The sequence below is a fragment of the Rheinheimera sp. F8 genome, from assembly GCF_001518915.1.
The window spans coordinates 2,514,514-2,539,244 of sequence record NZ_CP013656.1 but is presented as its reverse complement, the minus strand read 5'-3'; the positions used below and the strand labels follow the sequence as shown (position 1 = coordinate 2,539,244).

Sequence of the window (24,731 nt, the reverse complement as noted above, 5' to 3'; positions counted from 1 at the left end):
GAATTCTCAACTATGAAATCACTCACCGGACGAACGGCGAATACAAGCATCGGTCATTTCCCCACACTATAGGCCGGGTTTAGAGCACAGTTCAAGCGCAACCGGGATCGGCAGCCTGGTCAGCAGAAATAGCTGCAGGGGTTTTATCGTGCAATGGATCTGCTCATCCAAACAAGGTAAACCGGCTTGTTACAATCCAACTGGATTGCATTTGCAAATAAGGGTTGTTATGTTTCTTTTATCTCGCCAAAACTGTGCGTATATGCAGCAGCGTAGTCACAGATAACAATTCAAAGAGGGATTTTATGGTTGTTGAGCAGCAGCTGGAACGGGCGCGCCTTGAATTATTGGATATGGGGCTTCGCGCCAATCCACAGCTCAATTACCGCAGCAATGCTAAATCGCTGGATATCATTGATGAGCAATCTGCCAAGATTTTTGACCTTTTGGTGGAGCAGGAACAAACCCTCAGCTTTTTACCTCTGCCCGAAGCTTACCAGCAAAAAATTGCCGACGATGAAGACGAAGGCACCTTCTTTCAGTCCGACGACGGCACTGAATTACCACCGTTGGATTTATACCTCGAAGAGAAAAAAGGCAGCTCCCGCTTCAGCGACAAGTACCTGCAAACGGGTCTGGTTCCGGCCAAACTTGATAAATCGCTGCTGAAGCTTGAAGCCGAAGCGCACACCATGCTGCAGGAACAAGGCATTGAAGTGCTGTATCTGGCGCTGGGATTTCTGCAATGGAGTGAGCCCGCCAACGCCGCAGTGGCGCGATATGCGCCACTGATCCTGGTACCGGTCGAATTAGTGCGTTCTTCCGCCCGCGACAGTTTCAAAATTCGTTATACCGGCGAAGACCTCGGATCTAATTTAACGCTGGCAGCCAAACTCAGAACCGAATTTAAATTAATACTGCCGGCCTACTCAGACGAAAGCACTGTTGCTGACTATTACCGGGCCGTCACAGATGCTATCGCAGCGCAACCGTCATGGCGGGTGCATCCGGATAAAATTGGTTTAGGACTGTTCTCTTTTGGCAAGTTTCAGATGTACACAGATCTGGACCCGGCCAGCTGGCCGGAACAGAAAAAACCTTCCGCCTTACCGCTGATTGGCAGGTTATTTCGCGATGGTTTTGCCGACAGCACAGAAGTCAAAGCAGAAGATCTGAACCAGCCGGAAAAACTGCATCTGGTCAAAGACGCCGACTCTACGCAGATTGAGGCGATTCTGGCGATGAAAGCCGGCACTGATTTGATTATCCAGGGGCCGCCCGGCACCGGCAAGTCGCAAACCATCACCAACATCATTGCTGAAGCAGTCGCATTGGGTAAAAAGGTGCTGTTTGTCGCGCAAAAGATGGCTGCACTGGAAGTGGTGAAAAAACGGCTGGATGAAACTCATCTGGGTTTTGCCGTATTGGAATTGCACAGCCATAAGAGCACGAAGAAAGCGGTACTCAGCTCTATTGCGGAGTCACTGGATCAGGGAAAACCACAAACTCAAAACCGTGACGCTGAACTTGCTGATTTAATCACAGCGAAAGCGCAGCTGGATGCATACGTACAGGCTATTCGTCAGCCAATACTCAACAGCGGCATAAACTACATCGATGCGTTAGGTACTTTGTTACAGCTGCAACAGCTTGATCTGGATACCAGTTTGCCTTTGATCCCATTTAACTATTTTGCCAATTGGGACAAAGAGCGATATAGCAATGCGAAGAAATTGCTGGCGGAGTTGGTACAACAGCTGGTTAAGATTGGCATACCAAATCAACATCCATTTGCCATGTCTGGCCGCACTGATTTCTCTCCCGCACTGCAACAAACTCTGACAACAACGCTGACAGCCTCAGCTTCAATGCTTGAGCAACTGGCCATTTCCAGTGATGCGCTTTGTCATTATCTGCAGCTAAATGCGCCAGAGAGTTTACTGAAGCTGCAGTCTCTGGCAAAAAGCGCCGACTGGCTGGCGAACGTGCCAGATCTGAAAAACGTCAAAGTGAACAATCCGCTTTGGCAGACCGAGCAGAAAAAAATTCAGGGCGGCCTGCATTGCCTGCAAACCTTTATCAACCTGAAAGCTGATTGCGAACAGCATTTTATTGCACAGGCGCTGGACGCTGACTTGCTCAGTATCAGACAGGGACTGATTGGCAAAACTGATAAATGGTGGCGTTTTTTGTCATCAGACTACCGTAAGGCCAAAGCCAGATTAGCTGGACTCTGGCGTAATCAGTTGCCAGATAACAACGCTGACTGGTTACGCGCGCTGGACACTGCACTGCAATATCAGGCGGCTAAACAAGAACTAGCTGATTATCAGATTTTACTTGGCCATGTATTTGGCATGCAGTGGCAAGGCGAGCTGTCGGACCATGCTGCGCTGACAACAATCTGGCAGTGGATCGATGATTTTTATGCCAAAACCAATCGCCAGGAGTTACCACCCTCTTTAGCTGAACTGATTGACCAAGGCGCTGATAAAGCCTTATTACGCAATCAGGCCGACATGCTGACTGCATTGCAAAACAAACTGCTGATCCAGCTGACAACTATAAAAGAAATACTGCAAATCGCAGCGGCGGAACCTGTTTTTAATGTTCTGACCATGCCACTGCCGCAACTGACTTCCATGTTAGCTGGCTGGCAAAACGCTGCTCAGTTATATGACTACGCCCGCTACAACCAGATCATTGAAGCGTTTTCGCCTTATCAGGTTCAGCCTGTCACCGAACTTGCGCACAGCTGGCAACGTTCCCCGGAATTGTTAATGACTGTGTTTGAGCTCAGCTATTATCGCGGCCTCGTGGAGCATGCGTATGGCAATAGCGAGCCCATCAAACGTTTTGATCGCAATAAACACCAGCAGTCTTTGCAAGACTTTAAACGGATTGATGGTGCCAGTTTGTTCTACGCACAAGAGTTGCTGGTCAGTCGACTGTATGAGCGTTTGCCGAGAAAAACCGCCATCGGTGAAATGGAGCTGGTGCTGCGTGAGCTGGGGAAGAAAAAGCGTCATATCCCCATCCGTAAACTGCTGGCAGAGGCCGGCAATGTGATACAGCAGATCAAACCGATTTTTATGATGAGCCCGATGTCGATTGCCACTTATCTGAAACAAGGTGCCCTGGACTTTGACCTGGTGATATTTGACGAAGCCAGCCAAATCCCTGCCCCGGATGCGTTAGGTGCCATGCTGCGCGGCCGGCAGGTGATTGTGGTTGGCGACAGCAAACAAATGCCGCCAAACAGTTTGTTTGGTAAAGCGGTTGAGCTGGAAGAAGAAGAGCTGGAAAACAGTGCCACGGCCGAAATGGAAAGTATTCTGGCGCTGATGGAAGCGCGTGGCGCTGCGTCAAAAATGCTGCGCTGGCACTATCGCTCGCGGCATGATTCGCTGATTGCCGTATCCAACGATCAGTTCTACCAAAACAAGTTGGTCGCTTTTCCAAGCCCAGGCTTTCACCCGGACGCGACCGGCTTACAGTTTCACTATTTGCCCGAAACCCACTATGACAAAGGCGGCAGCCGGACCAATGCCGGCGAAGTGAAAGCCGTGGTGACCGCAGTGCTGGAACATGCGCTGAGTAAACCGCATTTGTCATTGGGTGTGGTGGCGTTCAGCTTGTCGCAGCGGGACGCCATATTACTGGAGCTGGAAAAACAGCGCCGGTTGCACCCGGAAACGGATGACTTCTTTGCCCGGCACGCCGGCGGCGACGAGTTCTTTGTGAAGAACCTGGAGAACGTTCAGGGCGACGAACGCGACGTTATTCTGATTAGTATTTGTTATGGCAAAACCAACAATGGCCAGTTAAGCCAGAACTTTGGTTTGCTGAATAAACCTGGCGGCGAACGGCGCTTAAACGTGCTGATATCACGCGCCCGGCTGGCCATGGAAGTATTTGCCAATTTTAAAGGTGAAGAGCTCAAAGTCGAGACTGACAGTCCTTTTGGCGTGCGGGCGCTGCAAATCTTTTTGCAGTTTGCTGCCTCGGGCAAACTCGATAAAACTCACCACGAACAGCAGGAACAAAACTTTGCCTTTGGTGCCCTGCTCCATCAGGCAATCCAGCGGCTGGGCTATCAGGTGGCTACCCGCGTGGGGAGTCAGGGTTATTACATCGACCTTGCCGTGTGTCACCCGGCTGAGCCGGATAAATTTGTGCTGGCGCTCGAATACGATGGCGCCGGTTATTACAGTGCCGCATCAGCACGGGATCGTGAACGCCTGCGTCAGTCCGTGCTGGAAGGATTAGGCTGGACATTCGCCCGCCTCTGGTCCACCGACTGGTACCGCGACCCGGAAGCAGAACTGCAGCGGTTAAACACATTAATCGAACAGGCCATTGCCCAGCACGACAGCCGGCTGCAAGCGCAGACTGCCGACACTGAACATAAAACAAAAATAACGCTGAGTACGGCAGCTGCACAAGCTGCACCTATTTTGCGGGTCGAAGCGGAACCCGAAGAATTTGCCGCCTGTACCACGCCTTATAAAAAGACCGATGTATCTAAACTCAATATCCCGCAGGTAGATGACTTCAGCGCCATTCCACTGAGCGTACTGGTGCATGCCGTAGAGCGGATTGTCGAAACCGAATACCCAATCTATGCCTCATTAGTGGCCACACGCCTTGCCAACGCCGCCGGCCTCACTCGGGTTGGTGCCAAAATCCGCCGAACCGTAGACCAGGCAATTGAGAGCGCCGCAAACAGAGATTTGATCCGCCAGGACCAAGACGAAGTGCTATGGCCCCAAGGCCGCAACACAGTAAAACTGCGCAACTGGAACAGCGCCGACGCCAATACCCGCAAACTGGAAAACGTCTGCGACGCAGAACTAACCAACGCCTTATTACTGACAGTACAAGACGCCCACGCCATCAGCATCAGCGACGCCGCTTCAGCTGCCTTGGGCCTGCTCGGCTTTCAGCGTGCAACAGCACCTGCCGTGGAACGGATGAGTCAGTTGGCGCAAGTTCAGTGTGATAAGGGAGTTTTGGTTTGTGAGAATGAGCGGTTGAAAATTGCTTGAACAATTATGATTGATAACGCTGCTATCTAATTTCTAATTGCAATTTGTCTTTATAAACCAGAGTACAGAGTGATGCCTACACATAAAGTAATAGAAGATGCCCTAAAGAATATTTTTACTGGGATAGCGCTATTAAAAGAAGCTCTACCAAGCAAGGAATTCACAATCGATGGAAGGCTTGTAGGAGATATCGGAGAAGCTATCGTTCAACGTGACTACAACATAAAACTTTATGAAGGACTAACAAAAGACTATGACGGTGAAACTCCTTGCGGGAAGAAAGTTCAAATAAAGGCCACTTTCAAAGATTCACTTACATTTAGAAAAATATCCGACTACTACATTGGCATCAAAATTTATGAAAACGGTCAATACGAAGAAATTTTTAATGGCCCAGGATACGTTATTGCTGAGGAATACATCCACCGAAAGGGTTTTGGTAAAAATTTGCTATCGTTCCCAATCAAAAGATTGAAAGATCTTTCAAAAAAGGTAAGCAATGATCATCGCATCACGAGAAAGATAGAAAAAACGACTTAATTTGTTCACACTGATATTCAGAAAGTACATTCCTTGGTTTCTGAAAATTATACGTTTAGAAAAAAGTGTCTGTTCATCAGAGCTCACAAAAATGATTCAGAGAAATATAATGGTGCAATTGACATGTCTGATGTGAACTACAAAAAACAAGCTCAGGACTACTACAACAAGGCTCCCCTTATAATCTTAGGCAGTGGCGCATCGGCCGCCCATGGAATGTCCGGCATGGCTGCGCTCGCAAAGTATCTGACTGAAAATATCAATATTTCCGGATTATCCACTGGTGAGGTAACCGTTTGGCAGAATTTCTGTGACAAACTGACTGCAGGAGTTGACCTAGAATCTGCGCTACATCAGGTAGCTGTAACAGAACTGCTAACCTCCAGAATTATTAGTACTACCTGGTCACTCCTCAACACTGAAGATATCAACATTTACCATAAAAGCCTGCAGAATCAGGCTATGTTTCCACTAAGCCGGCTACTGAGCCACATGTTTGAAAGCAGCCTTACCAGATTAAATATTGTTACTACGAATTACGATCGACTCGCTGAATACGCCTGCGATCAGGCGCGAATTCATCATTACACGGGCTTCACACACGGATTTTTCCGACAACTGGCTGCACCGAATGAGATAAACTCTGCCCGCAGAGTCAATATCTGGAAGGTGCACGGTTCGCTGGACTGGTTTAAATCGCCGCTCGACGACATTGTAGCGCTATCAAATATTCAAGGAATCCCTGTCAACTACAAGCCGGAGATAGTAACTCCCGGCACTCAGAAATACCAAACGACGCATTTAGAACCATACCGATCAATTATCAACAATGCCGACCAAGCGATTACTATGGCGAACTCATACCTGTGTATTGGCTACGGTTTCAATGACGAGCACATACAGCCAAAACTCATGGCGAGATGTCAGCGGCAGAATATCCCAATAACGATTATTACCTATGGCCTTTCAGACGCTGCCAGAAACCTAATCAAGGACGGTAAAGCGAAAAATTGCCTTGCAATAGAGCGGGGAGCCAGCGACGACCAGTCAATCGTTTACTCCTCATTGGATAAGACTTCAGTGACCGTTGAAAGAAACTTGTGGAGTCTTGAGGGTTACCTGTCACTTATCATGTAGGAAGAAGATATGCCGATTTTCAATTTTAGGGATGAAGATGCCCTTGGAAAGGTTGCTTCCGTCGATACGACAAACGTTATCGTGGACGTAGAAAATATAGACCAACTCAAAAGATTACAAGTCAACCATCTGGCCGTGCTCCAAAGCAGTAGACCTGGACAGCATCTCATCGGGCTCATAACCCAGGTGACACGTAAGCGTGGTATCGAGGACGTAGTCAATGATGGCATCAGCGAGCGGACATCAGAACTGAATCTGTGCAAAATCGCACTGATCGGCACGATGCTGGATCGTGATGGAGATAGAGAAAATGTATTTCGCCGCACTCTGGAAAGTGTTCCAGAAATTGACGCAAATTGCTTTTCGCTAGAGGGCGAAAACCTTACCGGATTTATGCGTACGCTCTCTAGCGTCTCAGCAGATGGCAATGCCCTAACACTGGGCAAATACACACTTGACGAACACGCTATTGCCTATCTTAACGGTAACAAATTTTTCCAGCGCCACGCTTTCATCGGCGGCAGCACAGGGTCAGGTAAGTCCTGGACGACAGCCAAGATTATTGAACAGATGGCAGGGCTCTCTACGGCTAACGCCATTGTTTTTGACCTTCATGGTGAATACTCACCATTGGTGGGAAAGAGTATTCAGCACTTCAAGGTAGCCGGACCTGCAGATGTGGAGGCAAAACGCACCATTGACGAGGGCGTGCTTTACCTGCCGTATTGGCTGCTTTCGTATGAAGCGCTCGTCTCAATGTTTGTTGACCGAAGTGATCAGAATGCGCCTAACCAGGCAATGATCATGTCCCGTGAGATCAACCAGGCCAAAAGAAAGTACTTAGATGACGACGGCCAAGAGGACATTCTGAAGCACTTCACAGTAGATAGCCCGGTTCCATTCGATCTGGAAGTTCTGATGGGCAGGCTGAACGAGATCAACGTGGAGATGGTGCCAGGCGCATCGGCCGGTAAAGAAAAGCAGGGAGACTTCTTCGGAAAGTTAGCACGAATGATTTCACGCCTTGAGAACAAAATCTCTGATAGACGTCTTGGTTTCATGTTCAGTGGCGGCGGAGATGTTCTGGATTTTACCTGGCTTGAAAAATTCACCACGGCAGTGCTCGGTTGCTCAGGGGAGAATGGCAAAGCAGGGATTAAGATCATCAATTTTTCCGAAGTACCTTCAGACGTTCTTCCGCTGATCGTTTCCCTTGTCGCGCGGGTTACATTCTCAATCCAGCAGTGGACACCATCAGAACTACGCCATCCGATAGCACTTCTGTGTGATGAGGCTCATCTTTACATGCCCCAGCGAAACATGGCGGAGTCCGCTGACGATATCTCCCTTGATATTTTCGAACGCATTGCCAAAGAAGGACGCAAGTATGGTGTCAGCCTTGTGGTGATAAGCCAACGTCCTTCCGAGGTTAATAAAACGATGCTTAGCCAATGCAGCAACTTCGTGTCCATGAGGCTGACCAATGCTGAAGATCAGGGCGTTATCAAGAGACTTCTCCCCGATAGTCTTGGCGGTTTCAGTGACATCCTGCCGACCCTTGATACAGGCGAGGCGTTAGTAGTTGGGGATGCGAGTTTGCTGCCAAGTAGAATTAGGATCGATGAACCTAGAAACAAGCCAAATAGTGGGACCGTCAATTTCTGGGATGAATGGCAGAAACCAGTCAAAGGTAAGCGCTTGTCAATTGCTGTTGATAACTGGCGTAAGCAGAATATTCAATAGTGGAAGTAAGTACTAACCAAATTTTCGTCCGATTAATCGTTTCTTAGCATGCATAAAACACGTTAGCACAACTCGAATATTCTTTTACGCCAGACCACTCCAAATATCTTGTGAAGTAAGAATTTAAAACAAAAGGGCCTTTCGGCCCTTTTGGTTATGTGTTTCGGTGAGTCACAAACTTAATTACACGCTGACAACCCAAAAATTTTATTACCGGTAATCTTCCGGGCTTGGGCATGCACACATCAGATTCCGGTCGCCGTAGACGTCATCGATGCGTGTTACTGTTGGCCAGAACTTGTTGTCGGCAACGTACTGCGTTGGGAACGCTGCGTATTGACGGTCGTAGGCGCGGTCCCAGTTGGCGTCGAAAATGTCGGCCATAGTGTGCGGCGCGAAGTGCAGCGGGCTGTTGTCTGCTGTCCATTCGCCGGCTTCTACTTTGGCAATTTCTGCGCGGATAGAAGTCATGGCTTCGATAAACTTGTCCAGTTCCACTTTGGATTCTGATTCAGTTGGTTCAATCATCAGCGTGCCAGCCACCGGGAATGACATCGTCGGTGCGTGGAAGCCGTAGTCCATCAGGCGTTTGGCGATGTCCATTTCGGTGACGCCAGTGGCTTCTTTCAGCGGACGCATGTCGATAATACATTCGTGCGCGACGCGGCCGTTGGTGCCTTTGTACAGTACCGGGAACATCGGGTCGAGTTTGGCCGCCATGTAGTTGGCGTTCAGGATGGCGTATTCAGTTGCCTGACGTAAGCCCTCGCCGCCCATCATTTTGATGTACATCCAGCTGATTGGCAGAATGCCGGCGCTGCCAAATGGCGCGGCCGATACTGCGCCGTTGTTGGCGCCGGTGTCTTCGATTTTCACCACCGCGTGGTTTGGCAGGAACGGGGCCAGCTGTTTCTTCACACCGATTGGACCCATGCCCGGGCCGCCACCGCCGTGTGGAATACAGAAGGTTTTGTGCAGGTTTAAGTGCGATACGTCAGCACCGATAAAGCCTGGCGCTGTCACACCGACCTGCGCGTTCATGTTGGCGCCGTCCATGTAGACCTGGCCGCCATGGGCGTGGATGATGTCACACAGCTCGCGGATAGATTCTTCAAATACACCGTGTGTCGACGGGTAAGTCACCATGATGGCCGCTAAACGGTCAGACACAGCTTCAGCTTTGGCTTTTAAATCGGCCATGTCGATGTTGCCTGACTTGTCACAGTCCACCAGTACTACTTCGAAGCTCGCCATTGCCGCAGTTGCCGGGTTGGTGCCGTGCGCAGAGACCGGAATTAAACAGATGTTGCGGTGACCTTCGCCACGGCTTTCGTGGTATTTGCGAATGGCAATCATACCGGCGTATTCGCCTTGTGCGCCTGAGTTCGGCTGCATCGACATTTGGTCGTAACCGGTGATGTTCACCAGCCAGTCGGCCAGTTCGCCAATCATCTGGTAATAACCTTCCGCCTGATTTTTTGGCACGAACGGGTGCAGTGCGCCAAATTCTGGCCAGGTCACCGGGATCATCTCGGCGGTGGCGTTTAACTTCATCGTGCACGAACCTAAAGAAATCATCGAGTGGTTCAGTGCTAAGTCTTTGTTTTCCAGCTTTTTGATATAACGCAGCATCTCAGTTTCGCTGTGATACTGGTTAAAGACCGGGTGCGTTAAGTACTTGGAAGTACGTACTAAATCAGCCGGAATTGAGTCAGAGCCTTTAGCAACGATAGCGGCGTCAAGCGCTGCAACGTCCAGGCCGTGGCCTGTGCCGAATACGATGTCAAAGAGTTCAGCGATATCAGCAGCAGTGGTGGCTTCGCTGAAACTGACGCCTAAAGAGTCAGCCAGATCAGTCCGGAAGTTCACGCCAGCGGCTTCTGCGCGCGCGATGACTTCAGCACGGTTAGCCAGGCTGAACGTCACAGTGTCGAACCAGGTGTTGTGTTTCAGTGCAACGCCTTTGGCGATTAAGCCGGCAGCGAACACGTCGGCAGAGCGGTGAATGCGCTCAGCGATGTTTTTAAGGCCTTGCGGGCCGTGGTACACACAGTAGAACGACGCCATGTTGGCCAGTAACACCTGTGCAGTACAGATGTTCGAGTTGGCTTTTTCACGGCGGATATGTTGTTCCCGCGTTTGCATTGCCATGCGCAGCGCCTGATTGCCACGGCGGTCTTTTGACACACCGATGATGCGGCCTGGCATAGAACGTTTGTAATCGTCGCGCGTAGCGAAGAATGCTGAGTGTGGGCCACCGAAGGCCATTGGCACACCAAAACGCTGGGCAGAGCCTAATACGACGTCTGCGCCCAATTCGCCCGGTGCTTTTAACAGCAGCAGCGCCATTGGGTCAGTTGCGACCGCAACTACGGCTTTTTTCGCTTTTAAATCAGCGATTAACTGCGCGTCGTTACGCACTTCACCAGTCGTTGACGGGTATTGGATTAATGCGCCGAATACATCGTGGTTCACGGCGTCAGCGGCTTTGCCTACGATGGTGTCAAAACCAAACATCTCGGCACGGGTGCGTACCACGTCAATCGTTTGCGGATGCACGTCATCGGCGATGAAGTAAGTGTTGGATTTGTTTTTGGTGACGCGTTTAGCCAGTGCCATCGCTTCGGCGGCAGCTGTGGCCTCGTCCAGCAGTGACGCTGAAGCCAGTTCCATGCCGGTTAAATCTAATGAAACCTGCTGGAAATTCAGCAGTGCTTCTAAACGGCCCTGGGCAATTTCTGGCTGGTATGGCGTGTACGCGGTGTACCAGCCCGGGTTTTCTAACACGTTACGCAGGATCACGTTTGGCGTGTGCGTTGGGTGGTAACCCATACCGATGTATGATTTGAAGATTTTGTTTTTGCTGGCGACTGCTTTTAAGTAGGACAGCGCTTCCACTTCGTTAACTGCTTCGCCTGTCGCCAGTGGCGTGGTCAGACGGATACCGGCCGGCACTGTCTGAGCGATCAGCTCTTCAACGCTGCTGACACCTAATTCGGCCAGCATGGCCTGGGTCTGCTCAGCGTCCGGACCAATGTGGCGGGCGATAAATTCTTGATGATTCGCAAGTTGCGACAGGGTTTTGACTGAAGTGGTCATGCCTGAGATTCCTGATAGTGAACTTAAAAGCTGTTTGTACGCTGCCGGCGGCGATTGGGCCACCGGTTGCCGAAATTCAGTTTTGGCCAGCAAGCTGGCGACAAGGCTGTGCCCGCCGCTAAATCAAAGCCCCGTAAAACGGGGCTTTGCGGCGCTGGCTCTTAGCCTTGCTTATTCTTCGTCGATGGCGTTTTTGTAACCAGCGGCGTCTAACAGACCAGCAACTTCGCTCTCGTCGGACGCTTTGATTTTGAACATCCAGCCGTCAGTGTATGGCGCGCTGTTAACCAGCTCTGGTGAATCGGTCAGTGCTTCATTCACTTCGAGGATCTCACCGGCGATTGGTGCGTAGATGTCAGAGGCAGCTTTCACAGATTCAGCCACTGCAACGTCGTCGCCCTGAGCGACAGAGTCACCCACTTCTGGCAGCTCAACAAATACCATGTCACCCAGCAGGTCCTGAGCGTGCTCAGTAATACCTACGGTGTACACACCGTTGCCTTCACTGCGCAGCCACTCGTGAGAAGATGCATACTTTAATTCGGTAGGGATATTGCTCATTTATTTATTCCTCGGACCTAACTCGACGTTTTTTATTGAGTGTTTGTATAAAAAATTCTGCAAAAGCCAGTTTAGACGACTTTTTTGCCCATGCGGACAAAAGACGGCTTGACGACTTTAACCGGTACTAATTTACCACGGATGTCCACTTCAGCGCTGTCGCCGGTCGAAGCCGGTACACGGGCCATCGCAATAGAATAACCTAAGGTTGGCGAGAAAGTCCCTGAAGTAATTTCACCTTCGCCACCTTCTACGACGACGCGCTGGCCGTGGCGTAACACACCTTTTTGTTCCATCACCAGACCAACCAGCTTGTCAGTACCCGCTGCTTTTTGCTGCTCGAGCGCCGCGCGGCCGATGAAGTTACGATCGCTTGGTTCCCAGGCGATAGTCCAGCCCATGTTGGCGGCCAGTGGCGATACGGTTTCGTCCATATCCTGGCCATACAGGTTCATGCCTGCTTCTAAACGCAGTGTGTCGCGTGCGCCTAAACCGGCAGGTTTAACGCCCGCATCTAACAGTTGTTGCCAGAAATCAGCCGCTTGGGCTTCTGGGACAGAAATTTCGTAACCGTCTTCACCGGTGTAACCAGTGGTGGCGATAAACAAATCACCGGCTTGCACACCAAAGAATGGTTTCATGCCAGCTACAGCAGCTTGTTGTTCAGCGGAGAGGATAGTAGCGACTTTGGCTTTGGCGTTCGGGCCTTGTACCGCGATCATCGCAAATTCAGGACGCTCAGTGACGCTGACGTCAAAGGCTTTGGCTTGTGCGTTGATCCAGGCTAAGTCTTTTTCGCGGGTGGCGGAGTTCACCACTAAGCGGAAGAAATCTTCAGTCAGGAAATAGACGATCAAATCGTCGATGACGCCACCAGCTTCATTCAGCATGCCGCTGTATAAGGCTTTGCCAGGGACTGTGAGTTTGGCCACGTCATTGGCCAATAAGAAACGCAGGAATTCGCGGGTACGAGAGCCTTTGAGGTCAACGATGGTCATGTGTGACACGTCGAACATGCCGGCGTCTTGGCGCACAGCGTGGTGCTCTTCAATCTGTGAACCGTAGTGCAGTGGCATGTCCCAGCCGTGGAAATCAACCACTTTTGCGCCAGCTTCCAGATGTTTTGCGTATAACACAGTTTGTTGAGCCATCAGTACTTTCCTCTGGTGCCGGTACATAGCCGGCTGTCTAGGTATTAAACCTGTAAGGGCAGAAAGTGACACAGTAGGTCGGGCGGATGCCGTTATAACCGACTGGCCACCAAAAGATGGCCCGGATTATAACCGATGGACTCCACGTCAAATAGCCCCTTTTCGATTAGATTTAATAATCCGAAAACAGGCGCTATGACCGCTTTAGCCGAACAACATTACAAAGAGATGACGCCAGGCCGCGCCACAGCTGGCAAATCGCCATGATTGCCGAGCGCTGCCGCCAGCAGCTGCCGCTTCACCGGCGCCAGCTGATTAGTGGCCGCCATGCCAACAGCTCGTACCAGCTTGGCCAGCGGATGCTGCAACATAAAGCCGCGTTTGAAGGCTTCCATCAACGCAATCATCTGTTGCGCCTCGGCTTTTCGCCAGCGTTCGTACTGCCGCAGCATGCGTTGCTCGTTACAGGTTCGACCAGTGGAGATATTTTGTACTATTAGTTCTGCTAATGCACAAACATCCATCAGCCCGAGGTTCATGCCCTGCCCGGCCAGCGGATGTATGGTGTGCGCCGCATCTGCCACCAGCACGGCGTTATGCTTCACCCATTGGCTGGCATAACGCATTTTCAGTGGATAACTGCGCCGCTCACTTTGTACAGCAAGCACGCCCAGCACCGACTGACTGGCCGCCGTCAGCGCCTGATTAAATTGTTCGGCAGGCAGAGTTATCAGCTCTGCCGCACGCTCCGGCGCCACACTCCAGACGATTGAAACTAAGTGAGGATCGGCCAGTGGCAATAACGCCAATGGCCCGGTCGGCAAAAACACCTGGCGGGCAGTCGCCTGATGCGGCTCGCTGGTGCGCACCACAGCGACTAAACCATGATGATCGTAATCCCAGAACGCCAACGGCATTTTTAACTGCTCGCGCACCATCGAGTTCGCACCGTCCGCCCCGACCAGCAATTTGCTGATATAGGCGCTGCCGTCAGCCAGCGTCAGCAGATTCTGTCGCTCGCTGGCACTGATTTGCTGGATGCGGGCATCAAACTTCCATTGGATATTCGGATACTGTTGGGCACGTTGATATAAACAACAACGCAGTTCTTCGTTATCGACAATCCAACCGAGCGCGGGTGAAGAGCTACCGTTTTGCGCATCAAGCGCGCCTAAATCACTGGTGGCAAATTCGATGCGGGCAAAACTATCCGCCTCCCACACCTGCATCTGCTGATAAGCCGGTTTGGCGTTTAACAATTGCCAGACGCCAAGGCTGTCCAGCACGCGCATGGAGGCCAGATTGAGTGCACTGACGCGGTTTAAGCTGGCCGCACCGGCTTGCGGTGCCGGCCCTTGTTCGAGCACGGTGATTTGCAAATCCGGGCTATTTTTCGCCAGCAATAACGCCAAAGTCAGACCAGCACTGCCGGCGCCGGTGATCAGAATATCGGTATCTAACATGATGAATGTCCGGTGGCGGCGCCTTTTGCTTCATAAGTGGCCGCATGAGTGGCTGTTTGAGTTGTCACTTGAGAGGCTGTTTGCTGGTACAACGCGATTTGTTGCTGTTGGCTGGCGAGCGGTGATAGCCCCATCGTCAGCGCTGCGAACGGCTGTTTCAGCACGCTGCACTGGTTCAGCACAGTAAGACCCAGGCTTCGGCCGAGCGCCAGCAGTTTGCTGTCGTTAGAAAATAATCGCACCAGGCTGTCGGTAAAACCCACCACCTGCGCCATATCGGCGCTTCGCAGCAGCTGATATTGCCGGGTCAGCCCATAAGATCCAGCGTCCGGGCTGTGAATAGCCAGCAGCTGCAACAGCGCATCTAAATCCCGCAGCGCCAGATTAAAACCTTGTCCGGCAATGGGATGTAAGTTGTGCAGGCTGTTGCCACAGAGTACCAGCCGGTGGTCGGCCGCTTTGGCTGCAGTTTTTAACTTCAGCGGATATAACACGCGGTTGCCGACGCCGCTAAAAACTCCGGCGCTGTAACCAAGCGCCTGCTGTAACGCAGCAATAAACTCCGCATCCGGCAGTGCCTTCAGCGCAACGGCCTGCTCTGGCTGGCAAGTCCAAACCAGCGAATAACGCTGCTGGGTTAATGGCAATAACGCCAGCGGGCCATCAATGGTAAAACGTTCAAAAGCTTTGCCCTGATGCGGCGCAGCGACTGCTACATTCGCAATCAGCGCGCTTTGCTGATAATCATGTTGCACGCCATCGATGCCGGCAAGCGCGCGGCTTGGCGAATCACCGCCTTCGCACAGCACTAATAAGCGACACGAAAGCTCAGTACCACTTTTTAGCTGCAAATGCCGCAAGTCGCGCTCGGTGCGGATAGCGCTGATTTGATCCGGCCTGAACCAGGTCAGCTGGCTCGCCGGTACTTGCTGTAACTGTTGATATAACAGCCGGCCAATCCATTCAATTTCAATGACATAACCTAAAGCGCTGCGGCCAAACTCGGTCGCGGTTAACCGGCTTTTGCCAAAATGGCCGCGGTCCGACACCTGAATATGCTCGATGGCACAGGCATGCGGTTTTAACTCAGGCCACAGGCCCCAGCGGGCTAATAGCGCCACACTGCCGGCAGAGAGCGCAATGCTACGGCTATCGAAGCTGGTGGTGTGTTGTTCACCGCCTTGCTGTTCAACACTTTGTTGCTCAATGATAGCAATGCGAAGGTGTGGCAACTGGCGGGTGATTTGCAGCGCCAGCATGGCGCCGGTCATGCCGCCGCCGGCGATCACCAGGTCAAATGGCTTGTCACTGTTCTTTGCCGTGCTTTGGGCTGAACTCACATCTGCTCCTGTGCTTGGGCTGCTACAAATGCCGCTAACAACAACTGTCGTAAAACAATCAACGGCGTGCCATCAAAGCTTCAATGTCAGCAATTTCTTTGGGCGCAGTATCGGTCAGATTCAGGTGGCCATCTTTGATCACCAACAAATCATCTTCAATTCGTACCGCCATACCCCACCAGCGTGGGTCGCAATCCGAACCGGACGGAATATACAGGCCAGGCTCAATCGTCAGCACCATGCCAGGCTCAAACGGCCGTTCAATCTCGCCGACTTTATAAGCGCCGACATCGTGTACATCAAGGCCAAGCCAATGGCCAAGGCCATGAATAAAATACTTTTTACAGGTTTGTTCGGCGATCAAGGTCGGCAGATCGCCATGCAAAATGCCTAGATCACGTAAGCCACGCGTTAGTTCGGCAATAGCCGCCGCCACCGTATCACGGCTGCTGTTGCCAGGTTTTACCGCAGCACAAGCGGCATATTGCGCGTCCAGCACCACCTGATACAAAGCGGCCTGATCGGGGCTGAATTTGCCATTGACCGGAAAAGTGCGGGTGATATCGGCGGCATAACCAAAGAGTTCGCCGCCGGCGTCAATCAGCACTAAATCGCCGTCTTTGAGGGCATCGTTGTTATCGGTGTAATGCAGGATACAGCCGTTTTCGCCGCCGCCGACAATAGTGTTGTAGGCTTGCTGCCGCGCACCGTGCATGGCGCAATAATGGCGAATTTCGGCTTCGAGCTGGTATTCAAACACACCGGGTGACGCAATTTGCATCGCACGTTTATGTGCACCGGCGCTGATGCGGCCGGCCTGATGCATCAGCGTTATTTCGTGTTCGTCTTTAAATAGCCGCAGTTCTGCCGTCAGTGGACGCAAGTCCTGGATATGCACCGGCGCGCTGTATCCGCGTTTGGGATAAGTACGCAGCGTGCTAAGCGTCTGGAAAAGTTTGTTGTCAAGCTGAGGATAAGCGCCCTGCGCAAATACCAGCGTCTGTTTGCCATTGAGCGCCTGCAGCAGCTCCTGCTCCAATACGTCATGGCATAACGCTGGTAAACCAAACTGCAACGCGGCCGCTGCCGGGCCAAAGCGCCGGCCTTGCCAGACTTCGGCCAGCTCGTCTTTTGGCCGGCATAACAACAACTCATGGCAACTGCCGTCGCTGTCTTTGCTTAAAATCAGCCAGGCTTCCGGCTCAGGAAAACCGGTCAGATACAGCAGGTCACTGTCCTGACGGTACGGATAATCGGTGTCGCGGCTGCGGATCACTTCCGGCGCTGCGCAGTGCACCAGCACCGATCCCGGGGTTAAAGTTGCCAGCAACGCGGCGCGGCGCTTGGCATATACAGCAACAGGGATCACAGCAGTAACTTGTTCGGGCGTCATCAAGGCCTCTTATTCCATTCTAAACGGGCTTGGATCACAGTTTCAGCACAGGCGGAGTTTACTGCCTGTCAGTGCAATGTCTGGCTGGACACTTCGGCGGCGGCAAACTTTTGGCCGACTTCACTGAAGCAGGTCAGCACCATGATGCGCACGTGCTCCAGCACCAGGAAATACGACTCTTCGTTGTCAGCTTCGCTGGTATCGTCCGGCGTGTAGATATCAATACGCGTCACTTCGGTTAACTGTTCAACAGCGTCGCGCACTTCTTCGGCGACAATGGATAAATCAGTTTGCTGAATGGCAAAACCGACCAAAAACGCCTGTGACCATTCGACTAAGGCTTCCAGCCGCTCGGGCAGTGCATCATCGTCGCCCGGCAGCAAAGGACTGAAGCCCAGTTCTTCGTCGGCCAGTTGCCGCGCTGTTTCCGTGATCAGTTCACTGATCTGGCTTTTTAAAGCTGCATTGACCGCTTGCCCGTCGTTTAAGAAGTCGTGTAAAACTGGTAGAATCTGATTCGCATCTGCGGGGACGCCGGCACTTAACATTCCGGCAACCAGACCGTGCAGCTCAGCTGCCGAGGCCATCAGTGCATTTTGATCTAAAGTGCTGGTCCAAAGGTCGTAATTCATTAAAGGATGTGCAGGCATCGGTAGAGCACCCTGTAGGTGAAGCTGAATGCCACTATGCTAACACCGGGCTTCCTGAGCGCCAAGGGCGCACCACCCCGAACCTATTAACCAGACAGCGGCAATTGCCACTGTAGTTTCAATAAAAGCAGACAATTTATGTATCCAAAAGCGCAAAAACCAGCAGCCAATCCGAACAAACCAAAACAACTGACCATCGCTGTATTAGGCCGGCATATGAAAATTTCCTGCCCGGCCGGTCAGGAAGAAAAACTGCAGGCGGCCCTCAGCGAACTGGAAAGCCGGGTCAGCAATACCAAGTATCAACCGGGTGTGCATGGCGCCGAAGACGTGTTGCTGATGATTGCGTTAAATTTGTGCAATGAGTTGCTGGAAGCGAAAAAGAGCGACGAATAAGGCTTATTTCGCTGGATTCCGGTGGTATACTTCAGCCGTTCTCTGAGTTGTTTGTGACTGGCTGATGTCCCTGAGCCGATAATTCTTTACATCAGGGTTTCTTCTCCAGCGCTATTGTGCAAGCCCGGCCCGTATCGGGAAGCCTGCGGTGCTGATTAGTTTCCCGCCTTGAACCTCTGGTTCAAGGGCTTACGCCGGTCACGGCAATTCGGAGAACACTTTGCCCGCTGTTAATCCCGATTTTATTGATGCGGATAATGACAAACTGGCACCGCGCCAAGCTCTTCGCACCGCGATCCGCCGGCAAGTACGTCAGGCCCGCCAAGCCCTTTCCCCCGTGCAGCAACAACAAAACGCCGCCGCGCTGGTTGAACAAAGCAATCTCATCACCGAACTAAACAGCGCACAGCACATTGCCCTTTATCTCAGCAATGACGGTGAGCTGGATACCGCACCTTTATTAGCGCACTTGCAAAAACTAGGCAAAACCCTGTATCTGCCGGTGTTACACCCATTTTGCGCCGGTTACCTGCTATTTCAGCGTTATGATGCCAATACCGTAATGACGGTGAATAAATTCGGCATTGCCGAGCCCAAACCAGACGTCAGCGCCATTATATTGCCAGCGCAGCTCGACATTATTTTTATGCCGCTGGTGGCTTTTGACGACCAGGGCCAACGTCTTGGCATGGGCGGCGGTTTTTATGACCGCACACTGGCATCGTTACCACAGGGCAGCCAAAAGCCACTGCTTATTGGCCTGGCGCATCAGTGTCAGCAAGTCGGCACCGTTCCGGCAGAACCCTGGGATGTGCCGCTGCCGCGGGTGCTGACTCCGCACAAACTGTGGTCTTTCCGCTGATTTTTAGTCCATTAAGTGCGCGATCCAACGGCTGAAACTGACATCCCGCTGAATAGCCCCCTATACCTGACAAAAGTTTTTGATATACTCGGCTTTCCTCAGTCACCTTATGGTTTATATGGAAATCCTCATACTTGTTAGTCTGATTTTGTTAAACGGCTTATTCGCCATGTCCGAAATAGCCATAGTCACAGCACGCAAATCACGTCTGACAGCACTTGCTCACAACGGCCGTTCTTCTGCAGCCATCGCGCTGAAACTGGCCGAAGATCCTACGCAATTTTTATCAACAGTGCAGATTGGCATTACCTCGATTGGTATCTTAAACGGTATCTTCGGTGAAGCCGTGCTCGCTGGCCCATTCTCGATGTGGTTACAAAGCTACGGTCTGTCTGAAAGCTTCAGCTCGATTTTCGCCACAGTGCTGGTGGTTGTGGTCGTCACTTATGTGTCGATTGTCGTCGGTGAACTGGTGCCAAAACGCATTGGCCAAATCAGCGCCGAAACGATTGCCTGCATCATGGCCAAGCCGATGCTGCTGCTGGCGCTGCTGACCAAACCTTTTGTCTGGTTATTAACGGGCTCTACCCACGCGATGATGCGGCTGTTTGGTTTTGCCCATAGCCAGGAATCCAACGTCACGCACGAAGACATTCAGGCCATGCTGCAGGAAGGTTCCAGCAGCGGCGTGATTGAACATACCGAACACACCATGGTGAAAAACGTGTTTCGCCTGGACGAGCGCAGCATTTCATCGTTGATGGTGCCCCGCTCAGACATCGTGTTTCTGGATGTTGAACTGAGCCTCAGCGAAAACATGCAGCGCGTGATGCAGTCGCCGCATTCGCGGTTCCCGATTTGCAAAGGCCACGCCGATGAATTAATTGGCATTATTTCCGCCAAACAGTTACTGGCACAGTCGGTAGCCGGCACGTTAAACGACCTGCAACAGCTGGCGCAGCCTTGTAACTTTGTGCCGGACAGCTTAACCGGTATGGAACTGCTGGAGCACTTCCGCAGCTCCGGCAGCCAGATGGTGTTTGTGGTCGACGAATATGGCGACCTCAAAGGCCTGGTGACATTACAGGATCTGATGGACGCGCTGACCGGCGAGTTTAATCAGGCAGATTCCGCCGAACAGGACATGATGGTGGTGCAGCGTGACGACGGCTCTTATTTACTGGACGGCCTGCTGCCGGTGATCGACTTAAAAGATTGCTTAGGCATCAGTAAGTTGCCAGAAGAAGACAGCAAACGCTACCAGACCTTAAACGGGCTGATCATGATGTTGCTCGGTAAAATTCCGCAAACGGCGGATAAAGTAGAACTGGACGACTGGTTACTGGAAATTGTCGATATGGACGGCAAGCGCATCGACAAAGTGTTAGCCAAACGGATAGATCCGCCGGTAGAAGAAGAAATGCCAGGCGCGCTGGCTGATTAACCCAGTCAGCACAAGTAGCGCCCTGGCGCAGACTGGCTTTGATTCCCTGCGTTTCGTCGCAGTAGCCAGCTTTGACCACAACCGCCCGCTTGGGCGGTTGTTTGCTTTTGTGCTAGCCTCGGCAAGATTTGTTAAAAACAGTTGATTTAATAACAAGATGGCAACGTCAATCGTCAGTCATCATTTCACAGGAACACAAATGAAAACAATTCACTGGCTGACTCTCGGGTCAGCACTGGCGCTTAGCGCATGCCAGCAAACCAGCCAGCCACCAACGGCTGCCGCCGCCCCTGAAGTGGCCAACAAAGAAAACAGCCAGCGCGCTGTGGCTGAACGTGTTGAAGCCCACATGCTGTTTTTAGCTGACGACGCCCTCGCCGGCCGTGATACCGGAAGCTTGGGCCATCAGATCGCCAGCCATTACATTGCCAGCAATTTCCAACAGTTAGGCTTAAAACCTGCCGGCACTGAAGGTTACCTGCAGCCGGTACCAATGAAACAAAGCAAGCTGGTGCAATCGAGCCCGAAACTGAGCCTGACCGTTGATGGCAAAGCGACAGATTTCGCTTTCCCGAAACAATTTATGACAGGCCCAAGCAGCCATGAAGGCAAAGTCGACGTCAGTGCCGGCCTGGTGTTTGTTGGTTATGGTCTGGTGTCAAAAGAATTTGGCATCGACGATTACGCTGGTTTGGATGTCAAAGGCAAAGTGGTTGTGATCCTGCCAGGCCGGCCGGACCATCTGCCAAGTGAAGAAGCGGCGCATATCAGTTCATTAAAAGCCCGCACCGCCGCCGAGAAAGGCGCTGTCGGTATTATCACCGTCAACACACCTAAAGATGAAAAGCTGCGTCCATTCGCGCAAGGCGTTATGTACCTGCACCAGCCACGGATCCGCTGGTTACATGCCGACGGCGTGGCTGAAGGTGATTATCCGCAGCTGAAAATTTCGGCATCACTGGATATGAAACCAGCCGAAGCGCTGTTTGCTAAAGCGCCGGTGTCGTTAAAAGACATTTACGCTCAGCTGGAAAAGAAACAAGCGCCAAAAGGCTTTGTGCTACCAGGTGAAGTGAATTTCAGCCGTCAGTCTGAACACCAGCAAATCAGCAGCCCGAACGTCGCAGCTGTGCTGGAAGGCTCAGATCCGGTGTTGAAAAACGAATACGTGGTAGTGACCGCGCACTCCGACCATATCGGTGTCGGTGTGGATATGCGCAGCAAAGACCGCATCAACAACGGTCTGATGGATAACGCCGCCGGTGTGGCCATTATGCTGGAAACCGCACGGCTGTTTGTCAACGCGCCGGTAAAACCAAAACGCTCCATTTTATTTGTTGCGGTAACTGGTGAAGAAAAAGGCCTGCTGGGTGCGGACTACTTCGCGCACAACCCAACCCGCCCGGCTGACAAGCTGGTGGCCAACGTTAACCTCGACATGCCAGTGCTGTTATACCCATTTGCCGACATCGTCGCCTTTGGTGCGAACCACTCAAGCCTTGGCCCGGTAGTGGCAAAATCCGCTGGTTTATATGACGTGAAACTGGCGGCAGACCCAATGCCAGACCAGGCAATTTTCACCCGCTCAGACCACTACACGCTGGTGAAACAAGGTGTGCCTTCAGTGTTCCTGATGACAGGTTTCACCTCACGCGACCCGAAACAAAAAGGCGGTGAAGTGTGGGGCAAATTCTTCGCCAAGCACTACCACAAACCAACAGATGACGTAGCCGGCCTCACCAAAGACTTCGGCGCCATCCGTTACGACTACGGCGCCTTATTCGCCGACATCAACTACGCCATCGGCACCGAAATCGCCAACGCCCCAGCGCGCCCAACCTGGAACAAAGAATCTTTCTTCGGCAAGATTTTTGGCAAAGACTACAACACTGTGAAGTGAGTTGTTGTTTGGGATTTTGAATGGAAAAAAGCGCCGTTAGGCGCTTTTTTGTTGGGTGAAGGTCAGGTTTTAGTGGGATTGCTGATTGCAGATTGCTGGAGCTGCTAAGGTCGACTGACCAGCTAAGAGTGGCAAAGCCAACATCGCCACCACCATGTTCGCCCGTTCGCGCCTCCCGCGCTCACTCTTAACCGCTCACTCCATGGCTGCCGATGCTGGCTTTGTTGGGGATTGGGATAGCAGCTTTGAGCGCAGGCTGTGTGAAAACTGCTGATCACCTTTTGGTCTAAATGGTCGGTTTTTATGATCAATCATTCTGGATATACCTGAACTGTCGTAGGTCAGCAGCTCTAAACTTATCTGCATACGAATCAACCTAGTGTGCGCAGCCATGACAGAACATATCAAAGGTCAAGACAGATACCAGGTCACTCTGTTGCCGGAAGCGTTGGACGACTTTGTCAGTGGTGATAATCCAGTCAGAGTCATCGATATCTTTGTGAATGGTCTACAGCTTAAAGCGCTTGGCTTTGACGGCGTGGAAGCAAAACAAACCGGACGTCCCGGCTATCACCCTGCCACGATGTTAAAACTCTATATTTACGGTTATTTGAATCGTATCCAATCTTCACGTCGGCTGGAAAAGGAAGCCAATCGTAATGTAGAACTGATGTGGTTGCTGGAGCGGCTGACACCTGATTTTAAAACCATTGCGGACTTCAGAAAAAACAACAGTAAAGGGATTAAGAATGCTTGCCGTGCCTTTATTGACCTATGTCGACAGATGCAAATGTTCACGGATATCACTGTGGCCATCGATGGCAGTAAATTTAAGGCAGTGAACAGCAAACAAAATAACTTCACGCCGCAAAAAGCGAAAGACTATATAGCGAGGGTCGAACAAAGCATAAGTAACTATCTTGAAAAGCTCGATAAAGCTGACCGCGACGCACAGACTGATGTAAATGCTGAGTTAACCGCAACAAAACTGGCATGGCTAAAGAAACGTTTAGGCGAACTACAAGAAATCCAACAAACTGTTGAACAGCAACCAGATAAGCAACTGTCTTTAACCGATCCTGACTCCCGGTTAATGAAAACAAATAACATGAATCGGCAAGTCTGTTACAACGTGCAAACTGCGGTGGATACGAAGAATCATCTGATTGTTGCCCATGAAGTCACGAACACCACTGACCGTGGCCAGCTGCACTCGGTAACTCAGTTGGCTCAGGCAGCTGTTGGCAAAAAGGATATAACCGTACTCGCCGACAAAGGCTATTACAGCCGCAACGATATTAAAGCAGTGCTTGATACCGGAGCTGTAGCCCTGGTGCCAAAAGGTGATACTTCTGGCGCTGATCGCAAAGGCCTTTTTAACCGCTCGTTGTTTAAGTATGACCAGGAAAAAGATATTTATATTTGCCCGACAGGTAACGAGCTTCAGAATAGGTTTGTAGGTGTTGAAGACGGTTTGGAGCTGCAAATGTACTTTAACTGTATCGCCTGTCGCGACTGCAGTCAGCGTTCGAAATGCACCACATCCAAAGTAGCCGCAAGGCGTATAAAACGATGGGTTCATGAAGATGAAATGGAAGTTATGCAGGCAAGGCTGGATGCATTACCGCAAACTGCGCTTGTACGTAAGCAAACGGTAGAGCACCCATTTGGAACGATCAAAATGTGGATGGGAGCCACTCATTTCCTGATGCGACGATTTAAAAACGTCAGTACAGAAATTAGTTTGCATATTCTGGCTTATAACCTGAAAAGGATGATATCGATCTGGGGGACGGCAGGATTGGCCAGTAGGCTAGAAGAACTCTACGGCTAGCAGCACTTGCCATTTTTACCGCTGCTTAGCGCCGTATCGCAACAAATACCAGGCCATATAAACCTCCCTTTAATACCTGTCTAAAAATCACAGCATGTAGAGTCATTTGTAACGCTTGATGCTGGGGAACATGCCGCGATACAGCAAAAATGAGTTTTTACACAGCCTGC

General features: G+C 51.3%; 16 protein-coding genes and 1 other RNA gene. 10 read left to right on the top strand and 7 right to left on the bottom strand.

Going from position 1 to position 24,731, the window contains the following annotated elements; translation table 11 throughout:
* The first annotated feature begins 305 nt into the window (after positions 1-305).
* The 4 genes from ATY27_RS11325 to ATY27_RS11310 all read left to right on the top strand — a co-directional run bounded on the left by ATY27_RS11325 (position 306) and on the right by ATY27_RS11310 (position 8,468).
* On the top strand, positions 306-5,048 hold the full coding sequence (locus ATY27_RS11325; protein ID WP_208930752.1) for a DUF3320 domain-containing protein: 4,743 nt from the start codon (positions 306-308) through the stop codon (positions 5,046-5,048).
* Between the two features lie 72 nt (positions 5,049-5,120).
* On the top strand, positions 5,121-5,588 hold the full coding sequence (locus tag ATY27_RS11320; RefSeq protein ID WP_208930751.1) for a hypothetical protein: 468 nt from the start codon (positions 5,121-5,123) through the stop codon (positions 5,586-5,588).
* A 123-nt stretch (positions 5,589-5,711) separates the two neighbouring features.
* Complete coding sequence (locus tag ATY27_RS11315; RefSeq protein WP_208930750.1) at positions 5,712-6,725, top strand: SIR2 family protein; 1,014 nt, start codon at positions 5,712-5,714, stop codon at positions 6,723-6,725.
* Between the two features lie 9 nt (positions 6,726-6,734).
* Positions 6,735-8,468, top strand: coding sequence for an ATP-binding protein (locus tag ATY27_RS11310; RefSeq protein ID WP_208930749.1), 1,734 nt, complete (start codon positions 6,735-6,737; stop codon positions 8,466-8,468).
* 210 nt (positions 8,469-8,678) lie between these two features.
* Here the strand turns inward: ATY27_RS11310 and gcvP are convergent, their stop codons facing one another.
* The 7 genes from gcvP to ATY27_RS11275 form a co-directional block, all read right to left on the bottom strand.
* Positions 8,679-11,567 carry an aminomethyl-transferring glycine dehydrogenase gene (gene gcvP / locus ATY27_RS11305; protein WP_208930748.1) on the bottom strand — a complete coding sequence of 963 codons (2,889 nt, stop codon included), beginning with the start codon at positions 11,565-11,567 and terminating at the stop codon, positions 8,679-8,681.
* 171 nt (positions 11,568-11,738) lie between these two features.
* A complete protein-coding gene (gene gcvH, locus ATY27_RS11300; protein ID WP_208930747.1) occupies positions 11,739-12,128 on the bottom strand; it encodes a glycine cleavage system protein GcvH in 390 nt (129 codons plus the stop codon).
* Between the two features lie 71 nt (positions 12,129-12,199).
* A complete protein-coding gene (gcvT, locus tag ATY27_RS11295) occupies positions 12,200-13,279 on the bottom strand; it encodes a glycine cleavage system aminomethyltransferase GcvT (RefSeq protein ID WP_208930746.1) in 1,080 nt (359 codons plus the stop codon).
* Positions 13,280-13,497: 218 nt separating this feature from the next.
* A complete protein-coding gene (locus ATY27_RS11290) occupies positions 13,498-14,742 on the bottom strand; it encodes an FAD-dependent monooxygenase (protein WP_208930745.1) in 1,245 nt (414 codons plus the stop codon).
* Positions 14,736-16,082: a 2-octaprenyl-6-methoxyphenyl hydroxylase gene (gene ubiH, locus ATY27_RS11285; RefSeq protein WP_244151279.1), complete on the bottom strand. Its 1,347-nt coding sequence runs from the start codon at positions 16,080-16,082 to the stop codon at positions 14,736-14,738. The genes ATY27_RS11290 and ubiH overlap by 7 nt, the downstream gene beginning before the upstream one ends.
* 58 nt (positions 16,083-16,140) lie before the next feature.
* A complete protein-coding gene (gene pepP / locus ATY27_RS11280) occupies positions 16,141-17,475 on the bottom strand; it encodes a Xaa-Pro aminopeptidase (protein ID WP_244151278.1) in 1,335 nt (444 codons plus the stop codon).
* A gap of 68 nt (positions 17,476-17,543) precedes the next feature.
* Positions 17,544-18,125 (bottom strand): UPF0149 family protein, encoded by a 582-nt coding sequence (locus ATY27_RS11275; RefSeq protein ID WP_208930744.1) that lies wholly within the window; start codon positions 18,123-18,125, stop codon positions 17,544-17,546.
* A gap of 138 nt (positions 18,126-18,263) precedes the next feature.
* Between ATY27_RS11275 and ATY27_RS11270 the strand changes: the two genes are divergently transcribed.
* From ATY27_RS11270 to ATY27_RS11245, 6 genes are all read left to right on the top strand, one after another.
* Positions 18,264-18,521, top strand: a complete 258-nt coding sequence (locus ATY27_RS11270) for a cell division protein ZapA (RefSeq protein ID WP_208930743.1) — start codon at positions 18,264-18,266, stop codon at positions 18,519-18,521.
* A gap of 36 nt (positions 18,522-18,557) precedes the next feature.
* Positions 18,558-18,740, top strand: a non-coding RNA gene (ssrS, locus tag ATY27_RS11265) — 6S RNA.
* A gap of 1 nt (position 18,741) precedes the next feature.
* The gene (locus tag ATY27_RS11260; RefSeq protein WP_244151277.1) at positions 18,742-19,383 is read left to right on the top strand and encodes a 5-formyltetrahydrofolate cyclo-ligase; all 642 of its coding nucleotides are present in this window, start codon (positions 18,742-18,744) and stop codon (positions 19,381-19,383) included.
* A 118-nt stretch (positions 19,384-19,501) separates the two neighbouring features.
* Complete coding sequence (locus tag ATY27_RS11255) at positions 19,502-20,827, top strand: hemolysin family protein (RefSeq protein ID WP_208930742.1); 1,326 nt, start codon at positions 19,502-19,504, stop codon at positions 20,825-20,827.
* Between the two features lie 199 nt (positions 20,828-21,026).
* Positions 21,027-22,727 (top strand): M28 family metallopeptidase, encoded by a 1,701-nt coding sequence (locus ATY27_RS11250; protein ID WP_208930741.1) that lies wholly within the window; start codon positions 21,027-21,029, stop codon positions 22,725-22,727.
* Between the two features lie 391 nt (positions 22,728-23,118).
* A complete protein-coding gene (locus ATY27_RS11245; protein WP_208930740.1) occupies positions 23,119-24,561 on the top strand; it encodes an IS1182 family transposase in 1,443 nt (480 codons plus the stop codon).
* Positions 24,562-24,731 lie beyond the last annotated feature (170 nt).